The organism is Pantoea sp. AG1095, assembly GCF_003208415.1.
Lineage (GTDB): Bacteria > Pseudomonadota > Gammaproteobacteria > Enterobacterales > Enterobacteriaceae > Pantoea > Pantoea leporis.
Genome location: NZ_QKMJ01000001.1, coordinates 769,937 through 794,206, shown reverse-complemented (window position 1 = coordinate 794,206; position 24,270 = coordinate 769,937). Strand labels below are relative to the sequence as shown.

The window sequence follows — 24,270 nt, the reverse complement described above, 5'->3', positions numbered from 1 at the left end:
GCCGCTTGCGGGGCTTTGATATTGGTTGAATATTGTCCAGCACGGCATCTTACTTTATAGTTATGTAGCAACATCTCTACATATCATGGAGGTCGTGATGACAGTGACGAGAATCAGCAGTCGAGCTTTTAATCAGGAGGTATCCCGGGCCAAGAAAGCCGCCGAGGAAGGCCCGGTTTATATTACTGACCGTGGCAATCCTGCACATGTTTTACTGACATTTGAAGCGTATAAAAAACTCACGGGTTCAAACCGAAGCATCGTAGATTCACTCGCCATGCCGGACGGCGTAGATATCGATTTTGAGCCAGAACGTGCGACCATAATCAACAGGGATGTGGAGTTCTAATGCGCTATTTGCTGGATACCAATGTTATTTCAGAATTACGTAAGGCAGGGACGCCTAAAGCCAATCCTCAGGTGATAGCCTGGGCTAAAAGCATTGATGCTGAAGAGATGTTTATTTCAGCATTGACGCTGATGGAAATTGAAAAAGGTATCCTTAAGTTCGCCCGTAAAGACCCTCAGCAAGCCCATCATTTACAGCGCTGGTATCAAGAGCAGGTTCTGACAGAATTTGCCTGGCGTACACTCTCTATTGATAGCGGCGTGGCCCGCCTTTGCGCTCAGCTGCATATTCCTGATGAACGCCCACATACCGATGCGCTGATCGCGGCGACAGCGATTCATCACGAGCTGATTCTGGTCACGCGTAACGTACGGGATTTTGATACCACTGGCGTGATGTTGCTGAATCCGTGGCAGGAACTGTAGGCTCGCCATTCATGGCGACCTGAAAGCCAGGTGCGCATGAATGCGCACCCTACGATGATCCTTACTTCAACAACGCCAGCACATCATCGGTTGTGCCGGTTTCGCCCAGGCGCGGGAAGATACGCTCGACGCTGTTTTTATGCGTTTCGGCATTCAGGCAGGTCATGGCGTCGGTTGCCAACGTGACGTTGTAACCCAGCTCATACGCCTGACGCGCCGTGGATTCCACACCTATGCTGGTGGCGATGCCGCAAATCACCACTTGTGTGATGCCGCGCTGCTGCAGCTGCTCGTGCAGATCCGTGTTATGGAAAGCGCCCCAGGTTTTTTTGGTAACGATGATGTCGCCGCGCTGCTGCGCCAGGTCCGGCACCAACGTCGCCCAATCGGCTGGCAAATCGCCAGCGTGTTTCGGCTGCTCATTACGGCCAGGCGCGCCGCCCGCAACGTTGACCAGCACCACCGGGCGCTTTTGCCCGCGGAATGCATCGGCCAGACGCGCTGAGCGCTCAATCACTTCATGCGCCTCTAACGGTGCGACCGGCAGCGCAACAATGCCGTTTTGCAGGTCAATCACAATCAGCGCGGTGTTGTCGTCAAGGGTAGTTAAAGCCATGTTAAGTCCTCTCAGGATTATTGGTTGGCAAGTCGTTGCAGTAAGGGAAGCGCGGCCAGCAGCGTGTGCTGTTCCTGCGGGTTCAGTTGCGTTGCGATGCTGTTGAGCAGCCAGTCGTCGCGTTGTGCGCGGTTGGCAGCAATCAGTTTCAGGCAGGCATCGGTGGGTTGATAGCGGGTTTTGCGGCCATCCAGCGGATCGGCTGCACCCTGCACCATACCCAGCGTCTGCAGGCTCGCCACGGTGGCGCCCATCGACTGCGTGCGCACCCCTTCCAGCGTAGCCAATTCTGTTACCGTCATCGCGCCATCGCGCACCAGATAGCCGAGTACCGACACCTGCGGCCAGGTGAGATCCCCCGGCGGCGCCGATTCACGCAGGCGACGCGCCAGTTTGCCATTGATGCTGCGCAGTAACGCCGCCGCGCTGTTGAGGTCGCTCATGGCACCTTCTCCTTACTGATGAGCCGCGAGTATATAAATACGAAGGCAAACTGGGTAGTTTACCTTCGTATCAATTTGTAATTGTGCAAGATTGTTAGGTGGTCGCCATGCATGGCGATCCTAGGCACGCTGCAGATAATGAATCAAACTGTGGAAACGCAGCGGCGTGCTGAGGGGATTGCGGTAGCTGTGCGGCGTATCGGCGGCGAACTGGCTGGCCTGGCCCGAAAGCAAGCGGCGCCATGTGCCTTCCACGCCCAGCAACAATTCGCCTTCCAGCACCACAACCTGCTCAATCACCCCGCTTTCATGCGCTGATGAATCACTCTGCGCGCCACCCGCCAGTGTCACTTCCAGCAGATCAAAATGCAGTCTGGCATCGTACGGCAGCAGCGACTTGACCTGCATCTGCGCGTTGGGCTGGCTGAAGGTCGCCACGCTGCCCGGCGGTTGATCGCTGCCCTGCACAAAGAAGGAAAACGGCACGTTAAAGCCGGTGGCGATTTTCCACAGCGTCGCCACCGTGGGGCTCGATTCGCCGCGCTCGATTTGGCCGAGCATCGCTTTGCTCACGCCGGTGCGATCCGCTGCCAGCGTCAGGCTCCAGCCGTTGGCCTGACGCAGCTGTTTCAGCGCCAGACTCAAATGTTGATGCAAATTTTCCATGTGTTCTCCCGAAAAGCTCGCGCGCAGTGTAGCACTTGTGCGCTATAACGCTCCATGCCACAATGTGCGTTATAACGCACAATCGGATGTGACCTGATGACCACCGCCACCACACGCAGTGCCTTCTCTTTCCCGATGCTGATCTCGGGTTTTATCGCCGTGCTGGTGGGCTACAGCAGCACGGCGGCGCTGATCTTCCAGGCGGCGCAGGCGGCGGGCGCTTCGCCGGCGCAGATTGGCGGCTGGCTGTCGATGCTCGGCGTAGGTATGGGGTTGGCCTCGCTCGGCTTATCGCTATGGACACGCATGCCGATCCTCGCGGCCTGGTCGACGCCTGGCGCGGCGCTGCTCGCCACCAGCGTGCAGGGTTTGACGCTGAATGAAGTGGTGGGCGTGTTTGTCGCCACCAACCTGTTAATTGTGTTATGCGGCGCTACCGGCCTGTTCGCCCGCCTGATGAATCACATTCCGCAGTCGCTGGCGGCCGCGATGTTGGCCGGGATTCTGCTGAAATTTGGCATCGGCACCTTTAGCGGTTTGCAGAGCAATTTCGCGCTGTGCGGCAGCATGTGTCTGGTGTGGTTGTTGAGCCGCCGCTGGCTGCCGCGCTACGCCATCATTCTGGCGTTGATCGCGGGCGTGCTGGTGGCGCTCGGCCAGCAATCGATCCACTTTCCGCCGCATGCGCTGGCGATCAGTCGGCCGGAATTCATCATGCCGCAGTTTACTCTGGCGGCGCTGATTGGCGTGGGTTTGCCCTATTTTCTCGTCACCATGGCGTCGCAAAATGCGCCCGGCATCGCCACCTTGCAGGCGCACGGCTATCAGCCGCCGGTATCTGCGCTCACCGGCTGGACCGGCTTTATCGCTTTAGTGCTGTCGCCGTTTGGCGGGTTTTCGGTGTGTATCGCTGCGATTACCGCTGCTATCTGTATGGGCGACGATGTCGATCCGAATCCGGCGCGCCGCTGGATGGCATCGGCATTGGCGGGCGTGCTCTATCTGCTGACCGGATTTACCGGCGGATTGATCGCCATCATGCTGAGCGCCTTGCCGCCGGTGTTGATTGCCACGCTGGCGGGCCTCGCGCTGCTGGCTACGCTGTCCGGCAGTTTGCAGCGCGCCTTAGCCGAACCGGATCAGCGCGACAGCGCCATCGTGGCGTTTCTGATCACCGCCAGCGGTATTTCGCTGCTCGGCATCGGCTCCGCCTTTTGGGGTTTGCTCGGCGGCATGCTGACCTATGTGATCCTTTCCCCGCGCAGCCGCGCTTAAAATTTCAGCAATCTTCTCCGCACGGGGGAAAAACGCCCTGTTTTTCCCCCTTTATCAGCCGTTTGATTTCGCTGCATTTGGCTTAAGATCACTATCATCGCCAAAAACACACACTGTTCTGCCTCAGACAACCACCGATAAGGGCCCAACGAGTGGCAAAAACTTTTCTGCGCAGCGGCAATCTGGACACGGTACTGGCACTGGGTGAAAACGGCCAGCCGGTCTGGACGTCCGCGCTGCAAATCCGTGAAACCCTGCGCCTGCGCCGCCAAACCACGCTGGCCAATTGCCTCGCGATCCCGCAGGTCAACGAGCGCGGTGACCGCCTCGATTGGTACGCCCCGTTTACTGGCAAAGTAAAATCCTGGCTGGGTGCCAGCGATCACGAGCGCCGTCAGGCGCTGGAACTGCTGACGCTAAACCAGCAGGATCTGCAGGCGCTGAGCCTGCGCGCGCGCGACGCGGAGAATCCGGCGATGCGCTTGTTTGGTGCGTTGCTGAGCAAAACGTTGCAGTTCCCGGATCAGCAGTACGTTTATCTGGTGGATGGCAAACCGGTGATCACCTTCTGGGGCTTTGTTGATCCGCAGGCGCGTTCGCGTGATGACGCGCTGGCCTGCCTGCGCGATTCGCTGGAAGATGCGCTGCCGCCGCTGCTGCCAGAACCGCCAGCACCTGCTCCGCTGGTGGTTGCGCCGGTAATTGCGCCGCTGATCGAGGTGTCGCCTGCTGCTGCTCAACCGCTGATCGAGCCGGAACCTGAAGCCGAAGAACCGGCGGTTGAGGACATTGCTGAGCCCGCGCCTGAATCGCTCCCCGAACCTGTCGCGCCGCCACGTCGCGCCTTTACCGTGCGTCCGCTGATGCTGCTGTTGCCGGTTGCGGCGCTGGTGGCTGCGGGCGTCGCCTACTGGCTGCACAGCGCGCCGCAACCGGCTGCGATTAGCGTTGCGGATGTGCCGGTGCCGGTGAGTAAGCCGCCTGCCGTGATGGTTAAAGCGGAAAAACTCGCCACCACGCTGCCACAAACCGCCGCCACCGTCGTTGCCGCCGCGCCGGTTGCCACACCTGTCGCGCCGCCTGAGGTGGTGGCTGAACACACCGAACCGGCCAAAGCCGATGATTTGGTGATGACCACCGAAGATGCGCGCGTTGGATCGGTGAAATTTATTAACGGCACCTGGCGCGTCACGTTGCGTCAAACCAATCTGCCGACCGGCAAACCGCCAAGCCTGCGCTATCAAATCCGCAACGGCAAAGGCACCGCCACCATTACCCAGGGCGACAACATCCGCTGTAAAGCCGATGTCACCGCCGCGATGACCAGCGCCGGCAGCATGGAAGTGCGCAGCCGCTATACTGCGACCTGCAGCGATAAATCGCGTTACCGCATGCCGGAACTGGTGTGTAAAGCCGGTGATGGCATCGCCAGCTGTACTGCGCAATACGGCGCAGATCAGGTCTTTCCGTTGACGATTAAGCGTGAGAGTAAGTAAACATGTTGGCTCCCCTCATCGATGACAAACAGAAAATCACGCTGATTGAAGATAGCGGTGTGCAGTTTCTTGATTTCGGTTTGCGTTTACCTGCGTTGCAGGCTCGCCGCCAGTTCGTGCGGCAAACCGCCAACGGCCCGCTGCTGCGTCTCAACGTCGACGGTAACAGCGGCAAGTTCCTGCTCTATCCGGAAGATGGCGGCGCGGCGGAAGTGGTGCGTCCGGAAACGGATATCGCGCTAGCCAATTCCCTGAAGCTGCTGGCCCATCAATGGCTGCCGCTGCCGGTGCTGCGCTGCACCAGCGGACGTCGTTTTATCGGCGGCCCGGACAACTGGGCACGTCTGCATCTGGCGCCGCTGGCGCAACCCGACGCGGCAGGCAACACCCATCGCATCACCCTCGCCTTTGATACGCGCATTGTGTCTGAGCAGGATGGCGGCGAGCAGCACGGTTTAAGCAAAGCCGATGCGCAGAACGGCGTCAGTTTCGCCCTCGCCTGGCACAACTACGAGCTGGGTGAATTCCTCGACCATACATGGGTTGATGGCTGGCTGCGTGAAACCTTTAGCCAGCAGGTGCATGCGCTGGAATCACGTCGCGAGCAGGAGCTGAACCAGGCGCTGCGTGAATTCGAATATCAGGCGCACTATCTTAACTTGCTGGAACTGCTGGGCGAGCAGCTCGATCTGGCGGAAATCTATATTCAGGCAACTTCGCTGCAAACCCCGGCGGTCAACGTCGATATCATTCTCGACGTCGGCAACTCGCATACCTGCGGCATTCTGGTGGAAGATCACGCCGAAGAGAGCAGCGGCCTGCGTCAAACCTACGAGCTGCAGCTGCGCGATCTCTCCGAGCCGCATCAGGTTTACAACGAGCTGTTCGACAGCCGTCTGGAGTTTGCTGAAACCCGTTTCGGTAAGGCCAACTTCTCGCTGGAGAGCGGCCGGGAAAACGCTTTTATGTGGCCGTCGCTGACGCGCGTAGGCCGGGAAGCCAGCCGTCTGGCGTTGCTGCGTGCCGGCACCGAAGGGAGCACCGGGTTATCCAGCCCGCGCCGCTACTTGTGGGATGAAGCGCGCTATCAGCCAGGCTGGCGCTTCAACGCCAACGGCAGCAGCGATGAGCCACAGGCGACTGCGCTGCCGTTCACTTTACTGATCAATGACGAAGGCCAGCCGCTGCACGCGCTGGCGGAAGACGATCGTCTGCCGGTGTTCTCCGCCAGCTACAGCCGCAGTTCGCTGATGACCTTTATGCTGTGCGAACTGCTGGCGCAGGCGATGATGCAGATGAACAGCGTGGCACAGCGCCAGCGCATGCCGCAAAGCCAGGCGCCGCGCCAGCTGCGTCATGTGATCCTGACGCTACCGTCAGCGATGCCGAAGCCGGAGCGTGAGATTTTCCGTCGCCGCATGCAGGAAGCCATCGCGCTGGTATGGAAAGCCGAGGGCTGGCATCCGGCCGAAGAGGAATTTACCGCCGCCAGCCAGGCAAACAGCCTGCGTCCGGTACCGGATGTGCAGATGGAGTGGGACGAAGCCACCTGTGGTCAAATGGTGTGGCTATTCAACGAAACCCAGGTCAACTTTGCCGGCCGCGCAGAAGATTTCTTCAGCAGCATGGCGCGCCCGGATCGTCCGCGTGAAGTTGACGAGCTGCCGGGTAAAAGCCTGCGCATCGCTTCGATTGATATCGGCGGCGGCACCACCGATTTAGCCATTACCCAATATCGCCTCGATGACGGCCAGGGCAACAATGTCAAAATCACCCCGCGCTTACTGTTCCGCGAAGGCTTCAAAGTCGCCGGTGACGATATTCTGCTGGACGTGATTCAGCTGTGGATTCTGCCAGCGTTGCAGCAGAGCTTGCAGAAAGCCGGTTTGCAGCTGGCCGAACCGTTGATGAACAAGCTGTTCGGTCACGACAGCCGTATGGACGGACAAGCCACGCTGCGTCAGCAAGTGACGCTACAGCTGTTTATTCCGCTGGCGCAGGCGGTGCTGGAGCAGTATGAAAATTGGGATCCGCTCGACAGCCATAGCGAGATCAACGCGCTGTTCGGCGAGCTGGTGCCGCAAAAACCGGCCAGCAGCGTGCTGGCGTTTGTGAATGGCGAAATTCAGCGCACGCTCGGCGGCGACAGCCGATTCGATCTGCTCGAAGTGCCGCTGGTGGTCAGCATGGCGCAGTTGCACGGCGAGTTCCTGCAACACCGTATGGCGATAATTCCGGCGCTGCGCGCGATGTGTGAAGTGGTGTCGCTGTATCAGTGTGATGTGCTGCTGCTCACCGGTCGTCCATCACGCTTCCCCGGCATTCAGGCGCTGGTGCGCCATCTGCAACCGCTGCCGGGCAGCCGTATTTTGTCGCTGGAAGGCTATCACACCAGCGACTGGTATCCGTTCAACAAGCAGGGCCGCATTGATAACCCGAAATCCACCGCCGCAGTCGGCGCGATGCTGTGCCTGCTGGCGCTCGATCTGCGCCTCAGCAGCTTCTGGTTCCGCGCCGGTGATTTCGAACCGTACTCCACCATTCGCTATCTCGGCGTGCTGGATGAGACCTCGGCGCTCAGCGACGATAATCTGTGTTACAGCGAGATCGATCTCGACAGCAGCAGCTTCGCGCTGGATCGCAAAAGCAGCTTCCGCATTCGCGGCAACGTTTGCCTCGGCTTCCGCCAGTTGGAGAACGATCGCTGGCCGGCCTCGCCGCTGTATAGCCTGAGCATTGTGGACCCGACGCTGGCGCGTCAGGTTGCCGGCGAAAGCGTACTGCGCATTAAGCTGGCGGTGCAGCCCGGCCCGGATAATCTCGGCCCGGAGCGTTTGGTGCTGAGCGATGCGCGCATGGATGACGGCACGCGCGTGCCGCTGGAGCAGCTGAGTCTGAAACTGAACACGCTTTCTGCCACCGGCAACGCGAATGCGCAATATTGGATCGACAGCGGGAGCGTCTGCAAACGATGAGAACTGCCAAAAAAGCCTCGCCGGTTACGCCCGCGAAACGTCTTAGCCTGATGCAGGAAACGCTGGATGGCGCGCTGAACTGGGTGGAAACCCATCAGGCGCACGCGCCGCGTCTGGCAATGGAAGCTGAAACTCTGACGCTGCAGCTGCGCCGCGCGCGCGTGGAGAGCCATGCATTGGCGCGCCAGCTGGCGCGTCCGGTGACGCTGGCGCTGTTTGGCCAGTCGCAGGCGGGCAAAGCCTGGCTGCTGAGTGAGATGGTCGGCGATGCCCAGGGCCAGTTAATCGCACGTCTTGGCGATAAAACCCTGAATTATTTTCAGAACATCAATCCCGGCAATCTCGATTTCGCCATCGCCACCCGCTTCAGTCACCAGCGTGAAACTCAATCCAACGCCTGGCCGCTGGAGATGACGCTGCTAAGCGAAGTGGAACTGATTCGTTTGATGCTGGCCTGTGCCAACACCGAGCTTCAGCCGGACACGGCGCAGATCGATGCCGCGTTGCAGCGTTTGCAGCGCCACCGTCAGGATGAAGCACAGCCTGGCCTCGACAGCGATGCGCTGATCACGCTATGGGCGTGGAGCCGTCGTCACCATCGTCATGCCGAGATTCTCGATCGTCACTTCTGGCCGCAGGCGGTAGCGCTGGCGCCGTGGCTCAACGTGGACGACCGTGTGCAGCTGTTTGCCCTGCTGTGGCCGGGACAAAACGCACTAAACGAAAGCCTGCGCAGCCTGATGCATTTGCGCCACCAGCTGCGCCATGCGCCGCGCGTGTTAGCGCCGCTCAGCATGCTGGTGGATGATGCCGCGCTGCCAGCAGAAAAACTGATTGGCAATGATGCCGACTGGCAGGAGATGATCGAAGTGTGTCCGATCGTCGCCAATCGCGTGGGGAAAGCGCAGCATGTACCGCTGGGATTGCTGTCGCTGCTGACGATGGAGATCACCTTGCCGCTCAGCTCCACGCCGCGTCAGGCGCTGTACGATGATGCAGATATGCTGGAGCTACCTGCACCGGGCACGCCAGCCGATCGCGCGCAACAGGATGAACTGGCCCAGCTGCGCAAACGCGATCCGCTGCGCGCCACGCTGCTGGAACAGAAACGCGCACTGCTGCCGGGCCTGTACGCCGCGCGTCAGGGCATTGATCTGATGCTGATCTGTACCGCTGCCAGCCAGCGTCACGACACCGATGTCGCCGCCAGCGCGCTGCGCGAGTGGCACATACATCAAACCATCGCCGCCAGCGGTGAGAAGCCGCGTCTGATTTGGGCGATCACGCCACATGATGCGCGCTATCAGCAGCAGCAGATTAACGTTGATGAAGCGGTGCAACGCCAGATTGGTCAGCCGGGACAGAGTTGGGGGTCGATGCTGGCGCTGGATCGCGCGGGCGTCGATCGCATGGGCAGTTGGTTGCAGGATGAGATGCAGCCGGAAGCGCGCCGTGAGCGTTTAGCGTTGCAGCTCAGCGCGCTACAGCACAAGCTGGTGGAACGTTTGCAGCCGTGGACCGAATCCAGCGCCACGCCAGAACAGGCAGCTCGCAAGCAGGCGATTTCCGATACGCTGCTGAAATGCTTGCAACATCGCACCGGTTTGCACGGCGAACTATTGGAGCGTTTGCAGCCGTCGCGTGAAGCGGTGCGTCAGCTGTGGCTGAGCCAGAGCAGCAGCCATCACATTCAACACAGCGCCAAAACGGCGGCCGCTGAGCAGAGCTATTTCGGCATCGGCTTCGAGTTTGATCTGTTTAAAGATGAGCCGGTCGCTGCCGCTGAGCCGCGCAGTTCGGGCGGTCAGCGCGATCAGCAGTTCCCGCAGCAGGTGTTTGCGCTGTGGCTGGAGCACTTGCGTCAGTTGCCGGAGAGCCGCAGCCTGCTGGCGCTGCTCAACGTCGATAAGCCGACGCTGGAGATGCTGGTGGAAGAGTTAATAACCGCTAGCTTCCGTCTCAAGGTGCTGAGCAAACTGCAAAGCGCGCTTTACGAGCCGGATGCGCAGGCCAGCGCCCATGAAGCGCGTACCGATCGTCAGGTTTCACGCGCCATGACGGTGCTGGGGGATTTTGTGGCGTGGCTGGGCTTTTTACAGCGTCCGGAGAGCGAGCGCCCTGAAAGCCGCGTCAATCGCGGTCAGACCATTTTCGCCCGTCCGCCTGCACCGAGCGTCAGCTTCTCGCCGGGACAGCGTTTGACGCGCTTGTCTGCCGCGCCCGCCAATCATACCGCTTACTACATTTATGACTGGCTGGTGGGGTTGAATTCGGTGATCGTTGAGAACAATGGCTACACCGGCGGCGGTGATTTGCCCGCTAATGCCCGCCAGATGCTGGCGATTTTGCTGTTACCGCTGCACGCGTAATTTATTCTCCACGCACCAGGCGCAGCTCGCCTTCTAACTGCTGCTGCGCCTCTTCCAGTAACGCCAGCACCGGCGCGAATTCTGCACTCTCGCTGGCGTCATCGGCATGCGCTAAATAGAAGGTGGCCGGCAGCGCCATGCCGCCGGTCAGCCAATCCCACAGCGCATCAAGATTGTTACCGAAATCCACTGGGCAGGCACTCTGCTGCACCAGCGCGCGGTAAAACGCCTGACGATCCGATAAGTTTTCAAAGTCAAAATGGAGCGTCAACATGGTTAAGGCACCTGTTTGAAGCTGCGATAGTGATCGGTGGTGAGGAAAATCAGCCCATCGGAAGAGTAAAGTAGACGATCGGCATCGCGGTGGCCGCAATCGTAATTCACGTCAGCTTCATACCATTGCCTGCCCGCCTGCATCGGCAGCCTTCTTTCGCGGTTGCTAAAGCGATCGCCACCAATCGCGCGGCCCGGCAACACTTCACACAAGTTGCCCTTGCTGGGATTCCAGCCCTGACGACGCGCTTCATTTTTGGTGAGATAGAGATCGGGTAATGTGTGATGCTGCTGCAGCCAACGCGCCACGGTGTTGGCATCGGTGAGCTGCGAAATATCGGGGTGGCTGGTGGCCCATTTATCGGACAAACGCGGTTTTAGCCCGAGCCACAACGCGGCCAGGATCAGAATTAAGGCAATCCAGAGTTTTTTTGACATGGTGGCATCCTGAAAAACAGGACGACGATAATAACAGATTTAGGGCAGGGAAAAACGCGGGCCAGCAGAGCTGGCCCTGGCGGGGTTTACTGCATCGCGCTGGCGGATGGCGCGGCGTGACGACGCCATGCTCCCGGCGCTACGCCATACTGGCGTTTAAAGCTGCGGTTAAACGACTGCTGCGAGTCGAAACCGAGTGAAATCGCCACGTTAAGAATCGGTTCATTGCTGGTGGTCAAGCGATCCGCTGACTTCTTCAGCTTCTTCTCACGAATGTATTCGCCCAGAGGCAAACCCGTGTGCTCTTTGAACATACGCTGCAGGTGCCATTTCGAATAACCGGCGCGCCCCGCTACGGTATCCAGATCCAGACGCGTTTCAATATTGTTGTCAATCCAGTCAATCAAATCGTGAATAAATGCGGTGGTCATCATCTCGTTTTCTCCGGTCGCCGTTGCGAACAGTATCAGTATCAGTTGCAATTACACTTTAAGGTTGAACGACTATGCCAGTTAATGCAAGTTTTATTATTGCATTAAATGCCGCACTGCGCGTAGGGGCTTTGATCCTTCTGCAACGTAATGATCAAAACCGCACATAAAGTGTATCAGATATTCTTGCAGATGCAGTTTGAGCAAGCCTACACTCGTGGCGTTTTAATGCAATCATAAAAGTTGCAGATTTTTCGTACGTCTCCTTTCATTTTCACCAAAGCGGAATAACAACAATGCATCTGCAAACGTACAGGGTTCAATGGGCGGTAAGCCTGTCAGGAGTGATGTTGCTGGGAAGCCTGCTGGCCGGTTGCGATCGCGGTGTGGCGCAAAACGCCCCGCCGCCACCGCCCGAAGTAAGTGTCGCGCAGGTGGTAGAGCAGAAAGTCAGCCAATGGGATAGCTTTAACGGCCGTTTCGAAGCGGTGCAGAGCGTGCAGCTGCGTCCGCGCGTTTCGGGCTATATCGATCAGGTTAATTATCGCGAAGGCGATGAGGTGAAAAAAGGTCAGGTGCTGTTCACCATTGACGATCGCACCTACCGCGCCACGCTCGAGCAGGCGCAGGCCGAACTCGCCAACGCGCGCAGCCAGGCTACGCTGGCCCGCAGTGAATCGGCGCGTACCGATAAACTGATCGGCACCAATGTCGTGTCACGCGAAGAGTGGGAACAGCGTCGCTCGGCGGCTAATCAGGCGCAGGCCAGCGTGCTGTCAGCACAGGCGGCGGTGGATATGGCGCAGCTGAATCTTGATTTCACCCGCGTTACCGCGCCGATTGAAGGTCGCGCCAGCCGCGCGATGATCACCACCGGCAACTTAGTGACCGCCGGTGACAGCGCCAGCGTGCTGACCACGTTGGTATCGCAGGATCGTATGTACGTCTACTTCGACGTCGATGAAGCCACCTATCTGCATTATCAGGCGATGGCGCGTAAAGGCGAAAATCGCGGGTCGCTGCCGGTAGAAGTAGCGCTGACCGGCGAAGAGGGTTTTCCGCATCGCGGCACCGTGGATTTCCTCGATAACCAGCTGACCGCCAGCACCGGCACCATCCGCATGCGCGCCTCGCTGGATAATCAGCAGCGTCAGTTCACACCGGGCCTGTTTGCGCGCGTGCGCTTGCCGGGCCGCGCCGACTTCACCGCCCTGTTGATTGATGATAAAGCCGTGCTCACCGATCAGGATCGTAAATACGTTTATGTGGTCGATGCGCAAGGTAAAGCCCAGCGCCGCGATATTCAGGCCGGCGAGTTAGCCGATGGTCTGCGTATTGTGCAGCAAGGCCTGAAGCCCGGCGACAAGGTGATCGTTAACGGCTTGCAGAAAGTCTTTATGCCTGGCATGCCGGTGAACGCCCAACCGGTGGCGATGCGCTCCGCTCAATAACCTTCGAGACTGCCTTTTATGGATTTCTCCCGCTTTTTTATCGACCGACCGATTTTCGCCGCGGTGCTGTCGATTTTGATCTTTACCACCGGACTGATCGCCATTCCGCTGCTGCCGATCAGTGAATATCCCAACGTGGTGCCACCGAGCGTGCAGGTGCGCGCGGAATATCCCGGTGCCAACCCCAAAGTGATTGCAGATTCTGTGGCGACGCCACTGGAAGAAGCCATCAACGGGGTAGAAAACATGATGTACATGAAATCCGTGGCGGGTTCCGATGGCGTGCTGGTCACCACCGTGACCTTCCGTCCGGGCACCGATCCGGATCAGGCGCAGGTTCAGGTGCAGAACCGCGTGGCGCAGGCTGAAGCGCGTCTGCCGGAAGAGGTGCGCCAACTCGGCCTCACCACGCAGAAGATGTCGCCGACGCTGACGCTGGTGGTGCACATGTTCTCGCCGCACGGCAAGTACGATTCCCTCTATCTGCGTAACTACGCCACCCTGAAGGTGAAGGATGAACTGGCGCGCCTGCCAGGCGTCGGTCAGATTCAGATCTTCGGTGCCGGTGAATACGCAATGCGCGTCTGGCTCGATCCCAATAAGGTGGCGGCACGTGGCTTGACCGCCTCCGATGTGGTCAGCGCGATGCAGGAGCAGAACGTGCAGGTTTCTGCCGGCCAGCTTGGCGCGGAGCCGCTGAAGAAACAGAGCGATTTTCTGCTGTCGATCAACACCCAGGGTCGTCTTGAGAGCGAAGAGCAGTTCGGCAACATCATTCTGAAAACCGCTGACGACGGCACGCTGGTGCGCCTGCGTGACGTGGCGCGCATCGAGATGGGTTCCGGCAGCTACGCGCTGCGTTCACAGCTCAACAACAAAGATGCGGTGGGTATCGGTATCTTCCAGGCGCCAGGCGCCAACGCCATCGATCTGTCAAATGCGGTGCGCGACAAAATGGCCGAACTGGCCACCCGTTTCCCGGACGATGTGCAGTGGGCCGCGCCGTACGACCCAACGGTATTCGTGCGTGACTCGATCCGTGCCGTGGTGCAAACGCTGTTCGAAGCGATTGTGCTGGTGGTGCTGGTGGTGATTCTGTTCCTGCAAACCTGGCGCGCCTCGATTATCCCGCTACTGGCGGTGCCGGTTTCGGTGGTCGGTACCTTCAGCATCCTTTATCTGCTCGGCTTCTCGCTCAATACCTTAAGTTTGTTTGGGCTGGTGTTGGCGATCGGTATCGTGGTGGATGACGCCATTGTCGTGGTGGAGAACGTCGAACGTAATATCGAGCAAGGCTTGTCGCCGACGGCGGCTGCGCATCAGGCGATGCGGGAAGTGTCCGGGCCGATTATCGCCATCGCGCTGGTGCTGTGTGCGGTGTTCGTGCCGATGGCGTTCCTGTCCGGCGTGACAGGTCAATTCTATAAGCAGTTTGCGGTGACGATTGCCATTTCAACGGTGATCTCCGCCATCAACTCGCTGACGCTGTCACCGGCGCTGGCGGCGCTGCTGCTGAAGCCACATGATGCCGCAAAGGATATGCCGACGCGCATTATCGATCGCCTGCTCGGCTGGCTGTTCCGTCCGTTCAACCGCTTCTTCCAGCGCAGTTCGGATGGCTATGAATCGCTGGTGGGTAAAACCTTGCGTCGTCGTGGCGCGGTGTTCGGCGTCTACGTGCTGCTGCTGGCCGGTGCGGGCTTTATGTTCCATACCGTGCCGGGCGGCTTTATTCCGACGCAGGACAAGCTCTACCTGATTGGCGGCGTGAAGATGCCGGAAGGTTCGTCGCTGGCGCGTACCGATGAAGTGATTCGCAAGATGAGCGAGATCGGCATGAACACCGAAGGCGTGGCTTATTCGGTCGCCTTCCCCGGTTTGAACGCGTTGCAGTTCACCAACACGCCGAATACCGGCACGGTGTTCTTCGGTCTGAAGCCGTTCAGTGAACGTACGCGCACCGCCGCGGAAATTAATGCTGAGATCAACGCTAAGATCTCGAAAATCCAGCAAGGTTTTGGCTTCTCGATTATGCCACCGCCGATTTTAGGTCTGGGACAAGGTTCGGGTTATTCGCTGTATGTGCAGGATCGCGCGGGGCTCGGTTACGGTGCGCTGCAAACCGCCATCAACACCATGACCGGTGCGGTGTTGCAGACGCCGGGCATGATGTTCCCGATTTCATCCTACCAGGCTAACGTGCCGCAGCTGGATGTGCAGGTGGATCGGGATAAAGCCAAAGCGCAAGGCGTGTCGCTGACCGAACTGTTCAGCACGCTGCAAACCTATCTCGGATCGTCGTACGTCAACGATTTCAATAAGTTTGGTCGCACCTGGCGCGTGATGGCGCAGGCGGACGGCGATTTCCGCGATAGCGTGCAGGATATCGGCAATCTGCGTACCCGCAACGATCGCGGCGAAATGGTGCCGATTGGCAGCATGGTGAATATCACCACTACATATGGCCCGGATCCGGTGATTCGCTATAACGGCTATCCGGCGGCGGACCTGATTGGTGATGCCGATCCGCGCGTGCTCTCTTCGGCGCAGGCGATGCAGAAGCTGGAGGAGATGTCGACGCAGGTGCTGCCGAACGGCATGAACATTGAATGGACCGACCTGAGCTATCAGCAATCAACGCAGGGCAATACCGCGCTGATCGTCTTCCCGGTCGCGGTTTTACTCGCATTCCTGGTGCTGGCGGCGCTGTATGAAAGCTGGACGCTGCCGCTAGCGGTGATCCTGATTGTGCCGGTAACCATGCTCTCGGCGCTGGTCGGCGTGTGGCTGACCGGTGGCGATAACAACGTGTTTGTGCAGGTTGGGCTGGTAGTGCTGATGGGACTGGCGTGTAAGAACGCGATTCTTATCGTCGAGTTTGCGCGCGAGCTGGAGATGCAGGGCAAGAGCATTGTCGATGCAGCGCTGGAAGCCTGTCGTCTGCGTCTGCGTCCGATCGTTATGACCTCGATTGCCTTTATCGCCGGTACTATTCCGCTGATCCTTGGTGAAGGTGCAGGCGCAGAAGTGCGCGGCGTAACCGGGATTACCGTGTTCTCCGGCATGTTGGGCGTGACGCTGTTTGGGCTGTTCCTGACGCCGGTGTTCTATGTGACGCTGCGTAAGCTGGTGACGCGCAAGCAACCACAGGCGGAAGTGCAAACTGTGTAAGGGTTTTAGGTGAAATGAACAATCCGGGCCGATGTGCCCGGATTTTTTTTGCGTGCAGATTGAGGCAATAAAAAAGGGCGTCATGAATGACGCCCTTACGGATGAGAGTGGTTTTAGCGGCCTTTTTTACACAGGTCGGCGAGTTCGAGATCGGGCAACTCTTCGCAGTTGCTGGTGTCGTTATGCTTCAGTTCGGCCAGCGCGTCCGCTACGGTGCGGGTTTCCAGCACTTTCAGCGACGCTTCTTCAGCCTCTTCAGCAATCGATTTGAAATACCAACACAGGTTGGCACTGACCAGACAACGCGGTGCCACGTCGGGACGTGACGCCCAGAGTTTTTTATCTTCAATCACAGAAGTATAAATGTCGCGCAGTGTGATTTCGGCGGCCGGGCGACCCAGATGAATGGAACCGGTGCGGCCGAGCGTTGAGACGATGATGCCGTCACGCGTGAGCGGAACCATAAGTTTCCGAATGAAACTGGGGTTCGCTTCAAGACCATACGCCAATATGGCACTGGTCGAGCGTTTGCCCAGTTGCTCCGCCATCGCTACGCTCAAAACCATCTGCAAAGCTGTCGGGAAGCGGTAATCAAGCATTTCAATATCCTGAGTTGCGGTTATCTTGTTGTTTTTATGCCGCGACAGTGAGTAATCAATGAGCAATAAATATAACAAACACTGTTGCTTTTTAGAAGTCAACGCCCGTGATCCAGGCACGTATTCCCCATTTAATCGGGCAGAAGCGCACAGGCTGCTTAGTTTATCACTCCCCTTTCCGACTGTGGGCTGGCCTGCGGCAATTTCTGCTGCAAAAGCGCGACCAACAGCACGTTAATCAACGCCAGAACGCATAACAACCACAGCGTGGCGCTGGCACCGAGGTGCTGAAACACATAGCCACCAACCAGCGGCGTCAAGGCCTGACCAATTAAGGCGGGACGCGCCATGCGCCCTACCACAATCGCGTAGGCCTCTGGTTTGACCATCACCAGCGGTAAAGTTCCCCGCACAATGGCACGCAAACCATTTCCGGCACCGTATAGCACCATGCTGAGCACCGCAAACTGCGGGTAACACGCCAGCAGCAGCAAGCCAAGCGCCACCAATCCCACCGAGAAAAAGGTGGTCCAGATCGGGTGACCGCGCTTAAAGGCGATATCCACGATGCGCGATGCCACCTGACACGGACCGAGAATCGCACTGATGGCCAACGCCGACGCCAGCGTGTGACCGCTGGCCTGCAGCAAGGTGATCAGCTGCACCGAAATCGCCGTCATGATCACCGATGCGAGCGTGAAAATGCTGCACAGCAGCCAAAACAGTGTGGGTGCCAGTTCGTTGCCTTGCGCGGTCGGTTTTGCTTTGGCGGCGGCGATTTTCGCTTCTGGCGCGGGTAGCGCGTAGAGATAGGCGGGCAACACTGAAACACATAACAATCCGGCGATGGCAAAACAGGCGTTACGCCAATCCAGCCAGTGAATCAGCAGCGCGGTGCCCGGCCACACGATAGTGGTACAGAAGCCAGAAATCAGCGTAATACCGGTTATCGCGCCGCGTGCCTGGCCGCCATAGAGCGTGCCGAGCGTGGCAAACAGCGCATCGTACAGGCCCATAGCCATACCTACGCCGATAATCAGCCAGCCAAACAGAAACAGCGGCAGATTGTGGCTCAATCCCATGATCACCAGACCGATCGCCATCACCGCCCCGCTCGCCGCCAGCAATGCACGGCCATAGGAGCGGGAAATCAGACGCCCGCTCAGCGGCGCCAGCAAACCGGAAATCAGCATGCCGAGCGATAGCGCGCCATACACCCATTGTTGCGACCAGCCGGTTTCCGCCACGATCGGATTGGCCATCACCGCCATAAGATAGAAGGATCCGCCCCACGACAGGATTTGTACTACGCCAAGCGTAACTATGGCGGCGGCAGGTGGCTCTGGCTGAGGCTTCACAACATTATTCCGTTAGCAGGCAAAGCATTGTTATAACACGTTCATCCAGCTTGAAAAATCCCACGTTTCCCTGCTTAACAAAATCCTTGCGCAATGCTGGCAGACCGGCGCCCAAGCCAGTACACTAAAAGTATGTTGTAACTATGGGAGGGCATTTTATGGCTCGTTATGATTTGGTTGCCGATCTGCACGAATGCGTTAACGCGCTGGAGACAGGATTGGGCGCGTTACGTCAACACATTGAGCAGCAACCGCTGTTGATTGCGCGCGTGTTTAGTCTGCCGGAAATCGAGAAAGGCCGCGAACATGATGAAATTGAACGCATCGCGGTGACGCAGCATCTTGGTAAAACGGCACGCGACATGGCGCTAATGCATTACTGCCGCCTGTTTATGCAGCATCAATCGGAAAAGCTCAGCACCAAAGCCGCCGTGCGCTTGCCGGGCGCGATTTGCATTGAAGCCGACGGCGATGTGCATGCGCAGATTACGCAGCAGGTTGCCAAGATTAATACTTTGAAGCAGCGGCTGGAACAGCTGATCACCGTGGAGTCGGGCTTGCCGAGCGAGGCGCGCTTTGAGTTCGTCCACCAGCATCTGCGCGGGTTAATTACGCTTAACGCCTACCGTAGCGTCACGCTGCTCAACGCGCCGGACAGTTTGCGCTTTGGCTGGGCGAATAAAAACATCATCAAAAACGTCACGCGTGATGCGGTGGTAGAACAGCTGGAACGCAGCCTGAAAGCCAATCGCGCGCAGGCACCGTGGACGCGGGAACAGTGGGCGGAGAAAGTGCAGCAAGAGCTGGAAGCGATCCTCGCGTTGCCGGCCGGTGCGAAGCTAAAAATCAAGCGTCCGGTGAAGGTGCAGCCGATTGCCCGCGTATGGCGCGCCAATGAGAAGAAACAGGTGCAGCTTGCCTGCCCTTCTCCGCTGCTGGTGCTGTGCCGCGATCGCACGCAGGTGCCGACTCTGGGAGAACTGCTGAACTACGATGCCGATAACGTTGCCTGGCGTCATAAACCGCTGGCCGAGCCGCTGCATCTGATCATTCCGCGCCTGCATTTGTGGAGCGATCGGCTGGCGTAAAATTTATTTTTAAATCGCTGCATCCAATTCGCAGGCTGCCCTCGTATATCAGAGTGTGAGCAACTTCTTCGCTCCCTACTACGAGGATTTATGATGAAAAAGCTAATGAGCATTGCAGTCGTATCCAGCACTTTACTGTTCACCGCAGGTGCATTTGCCGCCATGAATGATGACTCCGTGATGGTCGGCGGCGCAGCGATGTATCCGCAAAAGAACATCGTTGAAAACGCGCTGAACTCCAAAGATCACACCACGCTGGTGGCGGCGGTGAAAGCCGCTGGTCTGGTGGAAACCCTCGAAGGCAAAGGTCCGTTCACGGTGTTTGCACCGACCAATGCCGCCTTCGCCAAACTGCCGGCGGGCACCGTGGACAATCTGGTGAAACCCGAAAACAAAGCCACGCTGACCAGCATCCTCACTTACCATGTGGTGGCCGGTAAATACGACATGAAAGCGCTGGAGAAAAAAATTAAGCAAGGTGGCGGACATGCCGAGCTGAAAACCGTCAACGGCCAACCGTTGTGGATTATGAATAATGGCCCGCACAATATTCAGCTGAAAGATGGTCAAGGCAATGTGGTGAATATCAGCACTTATGACGTCAATCAGAAAAATGGTGTGATTGATGTGATTGATACCGTCTTGATGCCTAAGTAATTGCCTATACTCGGATTGGGCATTTTAGCCAACCGGGAAGATGATGGATAACAGGCTTGCAGAACGGTTAGATAACTTATTGCCGGCGATCGCGAAAGGCGATCGCCGCGCGTTTGAGCAACTGTATCGACTTACGTCGCCGCATCTTTTCGCCCTTGCCCTGCGCATGCTGCGTCAGCAAGGTTGGGCGGAAGAGGTGCTGCACGATTGCTACCTCACCATCTGGAACCGCGCCGCTTCATACGATGCCGCCCTGAGCGCGCCGATGACGTGGATGACGCACATTGTGCGCAATCGCTGCATTGACGGGTTACGCAGCGGACAGGCGCGCCTGACGCTGGAGGCAGAAGAGTTTAGCGACCTGCTACCAATCACCAGCGAAGACGAACAGAATAACTGGCACGATCCGGCACAAGCCGATCGCCTGCGACACTGCATTGGCCATCTGAGCAGCGAACAGCAGCAAAGCATCACGCTCGCCTATTATCAGGGGATGTCCCACAGTGATATTGCCGCCTGGCTGCAACAGCCGGTTGGCTCGGTAAAAAGCTGGATTCGCCGCGCGCTGGAGCATCTGCGGGAGTGTGTGGGCCTATGAACGATAAATTACAACGCGATGAGGCCTTATCAGCTGAGTATGCGCTGGGCACCTTGAGTGGGCTGGCGCGTTTGCGCTTTGCACGCAGGTTGCGAAACGAGCCCGCGCTCGCGGCTAACGTTGCGCGCTGGCAAGCCCTGCTGGCGGGCCTGGATAATCAGCTTGCGCCCGTCACGCCACCGGAAAAGGTGTGGAAAAAGATTACATTGAGTTTGCCCGAGCAACGCGTCATTCAACCCAAACGCCATTATGCGGGCTGGCTGGCGGCTGCCAGTGTCGCGGCGTTCGCCCTGCTCGCCTCACTTTTCCTGCAGCAGCCGACGTTAACGCCGTTGACGGTACTGAACGACGCCCAGCATCGACAGCAATGGGTGGTCAGCGCGGACAGCAAACTGGCGCAGCTGAGCCTGACGCCGTTACATCCTGTGACCATCGCCGATAACAACAGTTTGCAGCTGTGGCTGATTCCGCCAGGCAAAGCGCCGATTTCATTGGGTTTGTTGGATAATCAGAAGGCAACGGATGTTGCGTTAAATAGCACGATTTCCCGCTCAGGCATCATTGCCATCAGCCTTGAACCGCGCGGCGGCTCGCCAACCGGCCAGCCAACCGGTCCGGTGTTGTATAGCGGGCAGCTATAAATCACCGCACAATCCGTAGCGGCGCGATTTATCGCGCAATCAATTGCGCCGCTACGAGGGTGCTACGTCTGCCAGTTTTTAACAGCGGTTTACTGCTTCATGCTGCCAACCATTTCTTCCGGACGCACCCACTCATCGAACTGCTCTTCGGTCAGATAGCCCAGCTTCAGCGCTGAGCCTTTCAGCGTCAGGCCTTCTTTATGGGCTTTCTTGGCAATTTCCGCCGCTTTGTCGTAGCCGATATGGGTATTCAGCGCGGTCACAAGCATCAGCGATTCATTCAGCAGCTGATCGATGCGCTCGCGTACCGGTTCAATGCCGATCGCGCAGTGGTGATTGAAGCTGTCCATGCCGTCGGCTAGCAGACGCACCGATTGCAGGAAGTTGTGGATCACCATCGGACGGAATACGTTGAGCTCAAAGTTGCCGGACGCGCCGCCAATGTTCACCGCCACGTCGTTGCCCATCACCTGACAACACAGCATGGTTAGCGCTTCGCACTGCGTGGGGTTCACTTTGCCTGGCATGATCGAGCTGCCTGGCTCATTTTCCGGGATGGCCAGTTCGCCAATGCCGCAACGCGGGCCTGAGGCCAGCCAGCGCACGTCGTTGGCAATTTTCATCAGCGAAGCCGCCAGGCCTTTCAGCGCACCGTGCGCGTGCACCAGCGCATCGCAGGTCGCCAGCGCCTCGAACTTGTTCGGCGCGGTGACAAACGGCTGTTTGGTCAAATCGGCCAGCGCTTTAGCCACGCGAACCGCGTATTCCGGATGGGTATTCAGGCCGGTCCCGACCGCGGTGCCGCCCAGCGCCAGCTCCGCTACGTGCGGAATACTGTTCTCAATATGTTTGAGATTGTGCTCAAGCATCGCTACCCAGCCGGAGATCTCCTGACCGAGCGTCAGCGGTGTCGCATCCTGCAAGTGGGTACGACCAATCTTGACGATATCTTTGAAGGCGTCGGATTTTTCACTCAGCGTCTTTTTCAGCACGTGAATCTGCGGAATCAGCTGCTCCCGCACGGCGATGACCGCGGCCACGTGCATGGCGGTGGGGAACACATCGTTGGAGCTTTGGCTTTTATTCACGTCGTCATTTGGGTGCACCAGACGCGACATGCCACGCTCGCCGCCAAGAATTTCACTGGCGCGGTTGGCCAGCACTTCATTCATGTTCATGTTGGTCTGGGTGCCGGAGCCGGTCTGCCAAATTGCCAGCGGAAACTCCTCGCTGTGCTTATCGGCCAGCACCTCGTCGGCGGCCTTAAGAATCGCCTGAGCGCGGTCGGCCGGAAGCAAGCCGAGATCCTGGTTCACCTGCGCCGCCGCGCGCTTGGTCAGCGCCAGCGCATGCACCAATGCCACGGGCATTTTCTCGGTTGAGATTTTGAAATGTTCCAGCGAACGCTGGGTTTGTGCGCCCCACAACTTATCTGCCGGTACTTCGATCGGTCCCATTGAGTCTTTTTCAATGCGATTGGCTGCCATGACTACGTCTCCTTAGCTCAGATTTTGAGGTTTCCGCTCTAAACGCCTTCCCGCGACGCCATTGAGCGAGCAAGATTGTCACATACAAGAATTTAACATTATGCGAGCCTATCGCCTTTATTGCACTTGTTCGTGTATTTTCTATGGCACTTTCTGCTTTAATAAGCCTATTTACTTACGGTTATTAAGGGTAAACGATGCAAAAATTGAACAATTCGCTGCAAAATTACGCCTGGGGCAGCAAAACTGCGCTGACCGAACTCTATGGCATCGAAAATCCACAAGGTTTGCCGATGGCGGAACTGTGGATGGGCGCGCACCCGAAAAGCCCGTCTACCGTTGAGGTCAACGGCGAAGTGCGTTCGCTGCGTGAAGTAATTGATGCTGACAAAGTCGCCATGCTCGGCAAAGCGGTGGCTGAACGTTTCGGCGAGCTGCCGTTCCTGTTTAAAGTGCTGTGCGCCGATCAGCCGCTGTCGATTCAGGTACATCCCAGCAAAGCCGCTGCCGAACAGGGTTTTGCGCGTGAAAATGCCGCGGGCATTCCGCTGAGCGCTGCCGAACGTAACTATAAAGATGCTAATCACAAGCCCGAGCTGGTGTATGCGCTGACACCCTTCCAGGCGATGAACGGTTTTCGTGAGCTGCATGAGATTGTCTCGCTGCTCGAACCGGTGGCCGGTGCCCATCCGCAAATCGCCCATTTCCTCGAAAACGCTAACGAAGCCAATCTGGCCAAACTGTTCGCCACGCTGCTGTCGCTGCAAGACGAGGCAAAATCGCGCGCCATCGGCGTACTGAAATCGGCGCTCAATGGGCGTGAAGGCGAACCGTGGCAGACCATCAAATCTATCGCCATCGATTATCCGGATGACAGCGGTCTGTTTTCGCCGCTGCTGCTCAATGTTATTACCCTGCAGCCGGGTGAAGCGATGTTCCTGTTTGCCGAAACGCCGCACGCCTATCTGAAAGGCGTGGCGCTGGAAGTGATGGCGAACTCCGATAACGTGCTGCGCGCCGGTCTGACGCCGAAGTTCATCGATATCCCGGAACTGCTGGCTAACCTGAAGTTTCAGGCAAAACCGGCCGCGACGCTGCTGACGCAGCCGCAGCGCGACGGCGAAACCCTGAACTTCCCGATCCCGGTAGAGGACTTTGCCTTTGCCATTCATGGGCTTTCCGCTGCGCCGCAAGCGCTGGCACAAAATAGCGCGGCCCTGCTGTTCTGCATTGAAGGTCAGGCGATAATTGAGAAGTCCGGGCAACAGCTGGTGCTGAAGCCGGGTGAATCCTGCTTTGTCGCTGCCAATGAGTCGCCGGTCAACGCGGCAGGCACCGGACGTCTGGCGCGCGTGTTTAATACGCTCAACTGAGATCCGGCTGACGCTGCCAGCATTAACTGCTATTCTTTTAAACTATTAATTTAAAACGCCTGCGGGCGTTTTTCTTCACCCGTCGCGCACC

The 24,270-nt window shown here is 58.1% G+C and carries 22 protein-coding genes; 13 read left to right on the top strand and 9 right to left on the bottom strand.

What is annotated here, in order from left to right:
- Nucleotides 1–97 precede the first annotated feature (97 nt).
- Both DEU53_RS03855 and DEU53_RS03850 read left to right on the top strand, forming a co-directional pair.
- Nucleotides 98–349, top strand: coding sequence for a type II toxin-antitoxin system prevent-host-death family antitoxin (locus tag DEU53_RS03855; protein ID WP_101764487.1), 252 nt, complete (start codon nt 98–100; stop codon nt 347–349).
- Complete coding sequence (locus DEU53_RS03850) at nt 349–774, top strand: type II toxin-antitoxin system VapC family toxin (RefSeq protein WP_110866080.1); 426 nt, start codon at nt 349–351, stop codon at nt 772–774. The genes DEU53_RS03855 and DEU53_RS03850 overlap by 1 nt, the downstream gene beginning before the upstream one ends.
- Nucleotides 775–835: 61 nt before the next feature.
- Here DEU53_RS03850 and DEU53_RS03845 read toward each other — a convergent pair whose 3' ends face one another.
- From DEU53_RS03845 to DEU53_RS03835, 3 genes are all read right to left on the bottom strand, one after another.
- Nucleotides 836–1,390 carry an isochorismatase family protein gene (locus DEU53_RS03845; RefSeq protein ID WP_110866079.1) on the bottom strand — a complete coding sequence of 185 codons (555 nt, stop codon included), beginning with the start codon at nt 1,388–1,390 and terminating at the stop codon, nt 836–838.
- 17 nt (nt 1,391–1,407) lie between these two features.
- Nucleotides 1,408–1,833, bottom strand: a complete 426-nt coding sequence (locus DEU53_RS03840; RefSeq protein ID WP_110866078.1) for a MarR family winged helix-turn-helix transcriptional regulator — start codon at nt 1,831–1,833, stop codon at nt 1,408–1,410.
- A gap of 120 nt (nt 1,834–1,953) precedes the next feature.
- Nucleotides 1,954–2,499, bottom strand: a complete 546-nt coding sequence (locus DEU53_RS03835) for a helix-turn-helix domain-containing protein (protein WP_110866077.1) — start codon at nt 2,497–2,499, stop codon at nt 1,954–1,956.
- Nucleotides 2,500–2,595: 96 nt separating this feature from the next.
- Here DEU53_RS03835 and DEU53_RS03830 point away from each other — a divergent pair, with 96 nt between their 5' ends.
- From DEU53_RS03830 to DEU53_RS03815, 4 genes are all read left to right on the top strand, one after another.
- Nucleotides 2,596–3,774 carry a benzoate/H(+) symporter BenE family transporter gene (locus DEU53_RS03830; protein ID WP_110866076.1) on the top strand — a complete coding sequence of 393 codons (1,179 nt, stop codon included), beginning with the start codon at nt 2,596–2,598 and terminating at the stop codon, nt 3,772–3,774.
- A 152-nt stretch (nt 3,775–3,926) separates the two neighbouring features.
- Entirely contained in the window at nt 3,927–5,270 is a 1,344-nt protein-coding gene (locus DEU53_RS03825; protein ID WP_110866075.1) for an SrfA family protein, read from the top strand.
- A 2-nt stretch (nt 5,271–5,272) separates the two neighbouring features.
- On the top strand, nt 5,273–8,245 hold the full coding sequence (locus tag DEU53_RS03820; RefSeq protein WP_110866074.1) for a virulence factor SrfB: 2,973 nt from the start codon (nt 5,273–5,275) through the stop codon (nt 8,243–8,245).
- Complete coding sequence (locus DEU53_RS03815; protein WP_110866073.1) at nt 8,242–10,614, top strand: virulence factor SrfC family protein; 2,373 nt, start codon at nt 8,242–8,244, stop codon at nt 10,612–10,614. Before DEU53_RS03820 ends, DEU53_RS03815 begins: the two co-directional genes overlap by 4 nt.
- A gap of 1 nt (nt 10,615) precedes the next feature.
- On the opposite strand, the gene DEU53_RS03810 is transcribed toward DEU53_RS03815, so the two are convergent.
- The 3 genes from DEU53_RS03810 to DEU53_RS03800 form a co-directional block, all read right to left on the bottom strand.
- Entirely contained in the window at nt 10,616–10,888 is a 273-nt protein-coding gene (locus tag DEU53_RS03810) for a barstar family protein (protein ID WP_110866072.1), read from the bottom strand.
- A gap of 2 nt (nt 10,889–10,890) precedes the next feature.
- Nucleotides 10,891–11,325: a ribonuclease domain-containing protein gene (locus tag DEU53_RS03805; protein WP_110866071.1), complete on the bottom strand. Its 435-nt coding sequence runs from the start codon at nt 11,323–11,325 to the stop codon at nt 10,891–10,893.
- 86 nt (nt 11,326–11,411) lie between these two features.
- Nucleotides 11,412–11,759 (bottom strand): helix-turn-helix domain-containing protein, encoded by a 348-nt coding sequence (locus tag DEU53_RS03800; RefSeq protein ID WP_008110158.1) that lies wholly within the window; start codon nt 11,757–11,759, stop codon nt 11,412–11,414.
- 293 nt (nt 11,760–12,052) lie between these two features.
- On the opposite strand from DEU53_RS03800, the gene DEU53_RS03795 reads away from it, so the two are divergent.
- Nucleotides 12,053–13,207, top strand: a complete 1,155-nt coding sequence (locus tag DEU53_RS03795) for an efflux RND transporter periplasmic adaptor subunit (RefSeq protein ID WP_101764498.1) — start codon at nt 12,053–12,055, stop codon at nt 13,205–13,207.
- A gap of 18 nt (nt 13,208–13,225) precedes the next feature.
- Nucleotides 13,226–16,378: a multidrug efflux RND transporter permease subunit OqxB gene (gene oqxB / locus DEU53_RS03790; protein WP_110866070.1), complete on the top strand. Its 3,153-nt coding sequence runs from the start codon at nt 13,226–13,228 to the stop codon at nt 16,376–16,378.
- Between the two features lie 113 nt (nt 16,379–16,491).
- Here oqxB and DEU53_RS03785 read toward each other — a convergent pair whose 3' ends face one another.
- Nucleotides 16,492–16,977: an Rrf2 family transcriptional regulator gene (locus tag DEU53_RS03785; protein ID WP_008110154.1), complete on the bottom strand. Its 486-nt coding sequence runs from the start codon at nt 16,975–16,977 to the stop codon at nt 16,492–16,494.
- 158 nt (nt 16,978–17,135) lie between these two features.
- Nucleotides 17,136–18,335: an MFS transporter gene (locus tag DEU53_RS03780; RefSeq protein ID WP_110866069.1), complete on the bottom strand. Its 1,200-nt coding sequence runs from the start codon at nt 18,333–18,335 to the stop codon at nt 17,136–17,138.
- Between the two features lie 158 nt (nt 18,336–18,493).
- Here DEU53_RS03780 and tus point away from each other — a divergent pair, with 158 nt between their 5' ends.
- From tus to DEU53_RS03760, 4 genes are all read left to right on the top strand, one after another.
- Nucleotides 18,494–19,423, top strand: coding sequence for a DNA replication terminus site-binding protein (tus, locus tag DEU53_RS03775; RefSeq protein ID WP_110866068.1), 930 nt, complete (start codon nt 18,494–18,496; stop codon nt 19,421–19,423).
- 93 nt (nt 19,424–19,516) lie between these two features.
- The gene (locus tag DEU53_RS03770; RefSeq protein ID WP_110866067.1) at nt 19,517–20,080 is read left to right on the top strand and encodes a fasciclin domain-containing protein; all 564 of its coding nucleotides are present in this window, start codon (nt 19,517–19,519) and stop codon (nt 20,078–20,080) included.
- A 43-nt stretch (nt 20,081–20,123) separates the two neighbouring features.
- Nucleotides 20,124–20,678 (top strand): sigma-70 family RNA polymerase sigma factor, encoded by a 555-nt coding sequence (locus tag DEU53_RS03765; RefSeq protein WP_110866066.1) that lies wholly within the window; start codon nt 20,124–20,126, stop codon nt 20,676–20,678.
- A complete protein-coding gene (locus DEU53_RS03760) occupies nt 20,675–21,319 on the top strand; it encodes an anti-sigma factor domain-containing protein (RefSeq protein WP_110866065.1) in 645 nt (214 codons plus the stop codon). The genes DEU53_RS03765 and DEU53_RS03760 overlap by 4 nt, the downstream gene beginning before the upstream one ends.
- Nucleotides 21,320–21,408: 89 nt before the next feature.
- Here the strand turns inward: DEU53_RS03760 and fumC are convergent, their stop codons facing one another.
- A complete protein-coding gene (gene fumC, locus DEU53_RS03755) occupies nt 21,409–22,806 on the bottom strand; it encodes a class II fumarate hydratase (RefSeq protein ID WP_101764505.1) in 1,398 nt (465 codons plus the stop codon).
- Between the two features lie 197 nt (nt 22,807–23,003).
- Between fumC and manA the strand changes: the two genes are divergently transcribed.
- Nucleotides 23,004–24,179: a mannose-6-phosphate isomerase gene (gene manA, locus DEU53_RS03750; RefSeq protein ID WP_110866064.1), complete on the top strand. Its 1,176-nt coding sequence runs from the start codon at nt 23,004–23,006 to the stop codon at nt 24,177–24,179.
- Nucleotides 24,180–24,270: the final 91 nt, after the last annotated feature.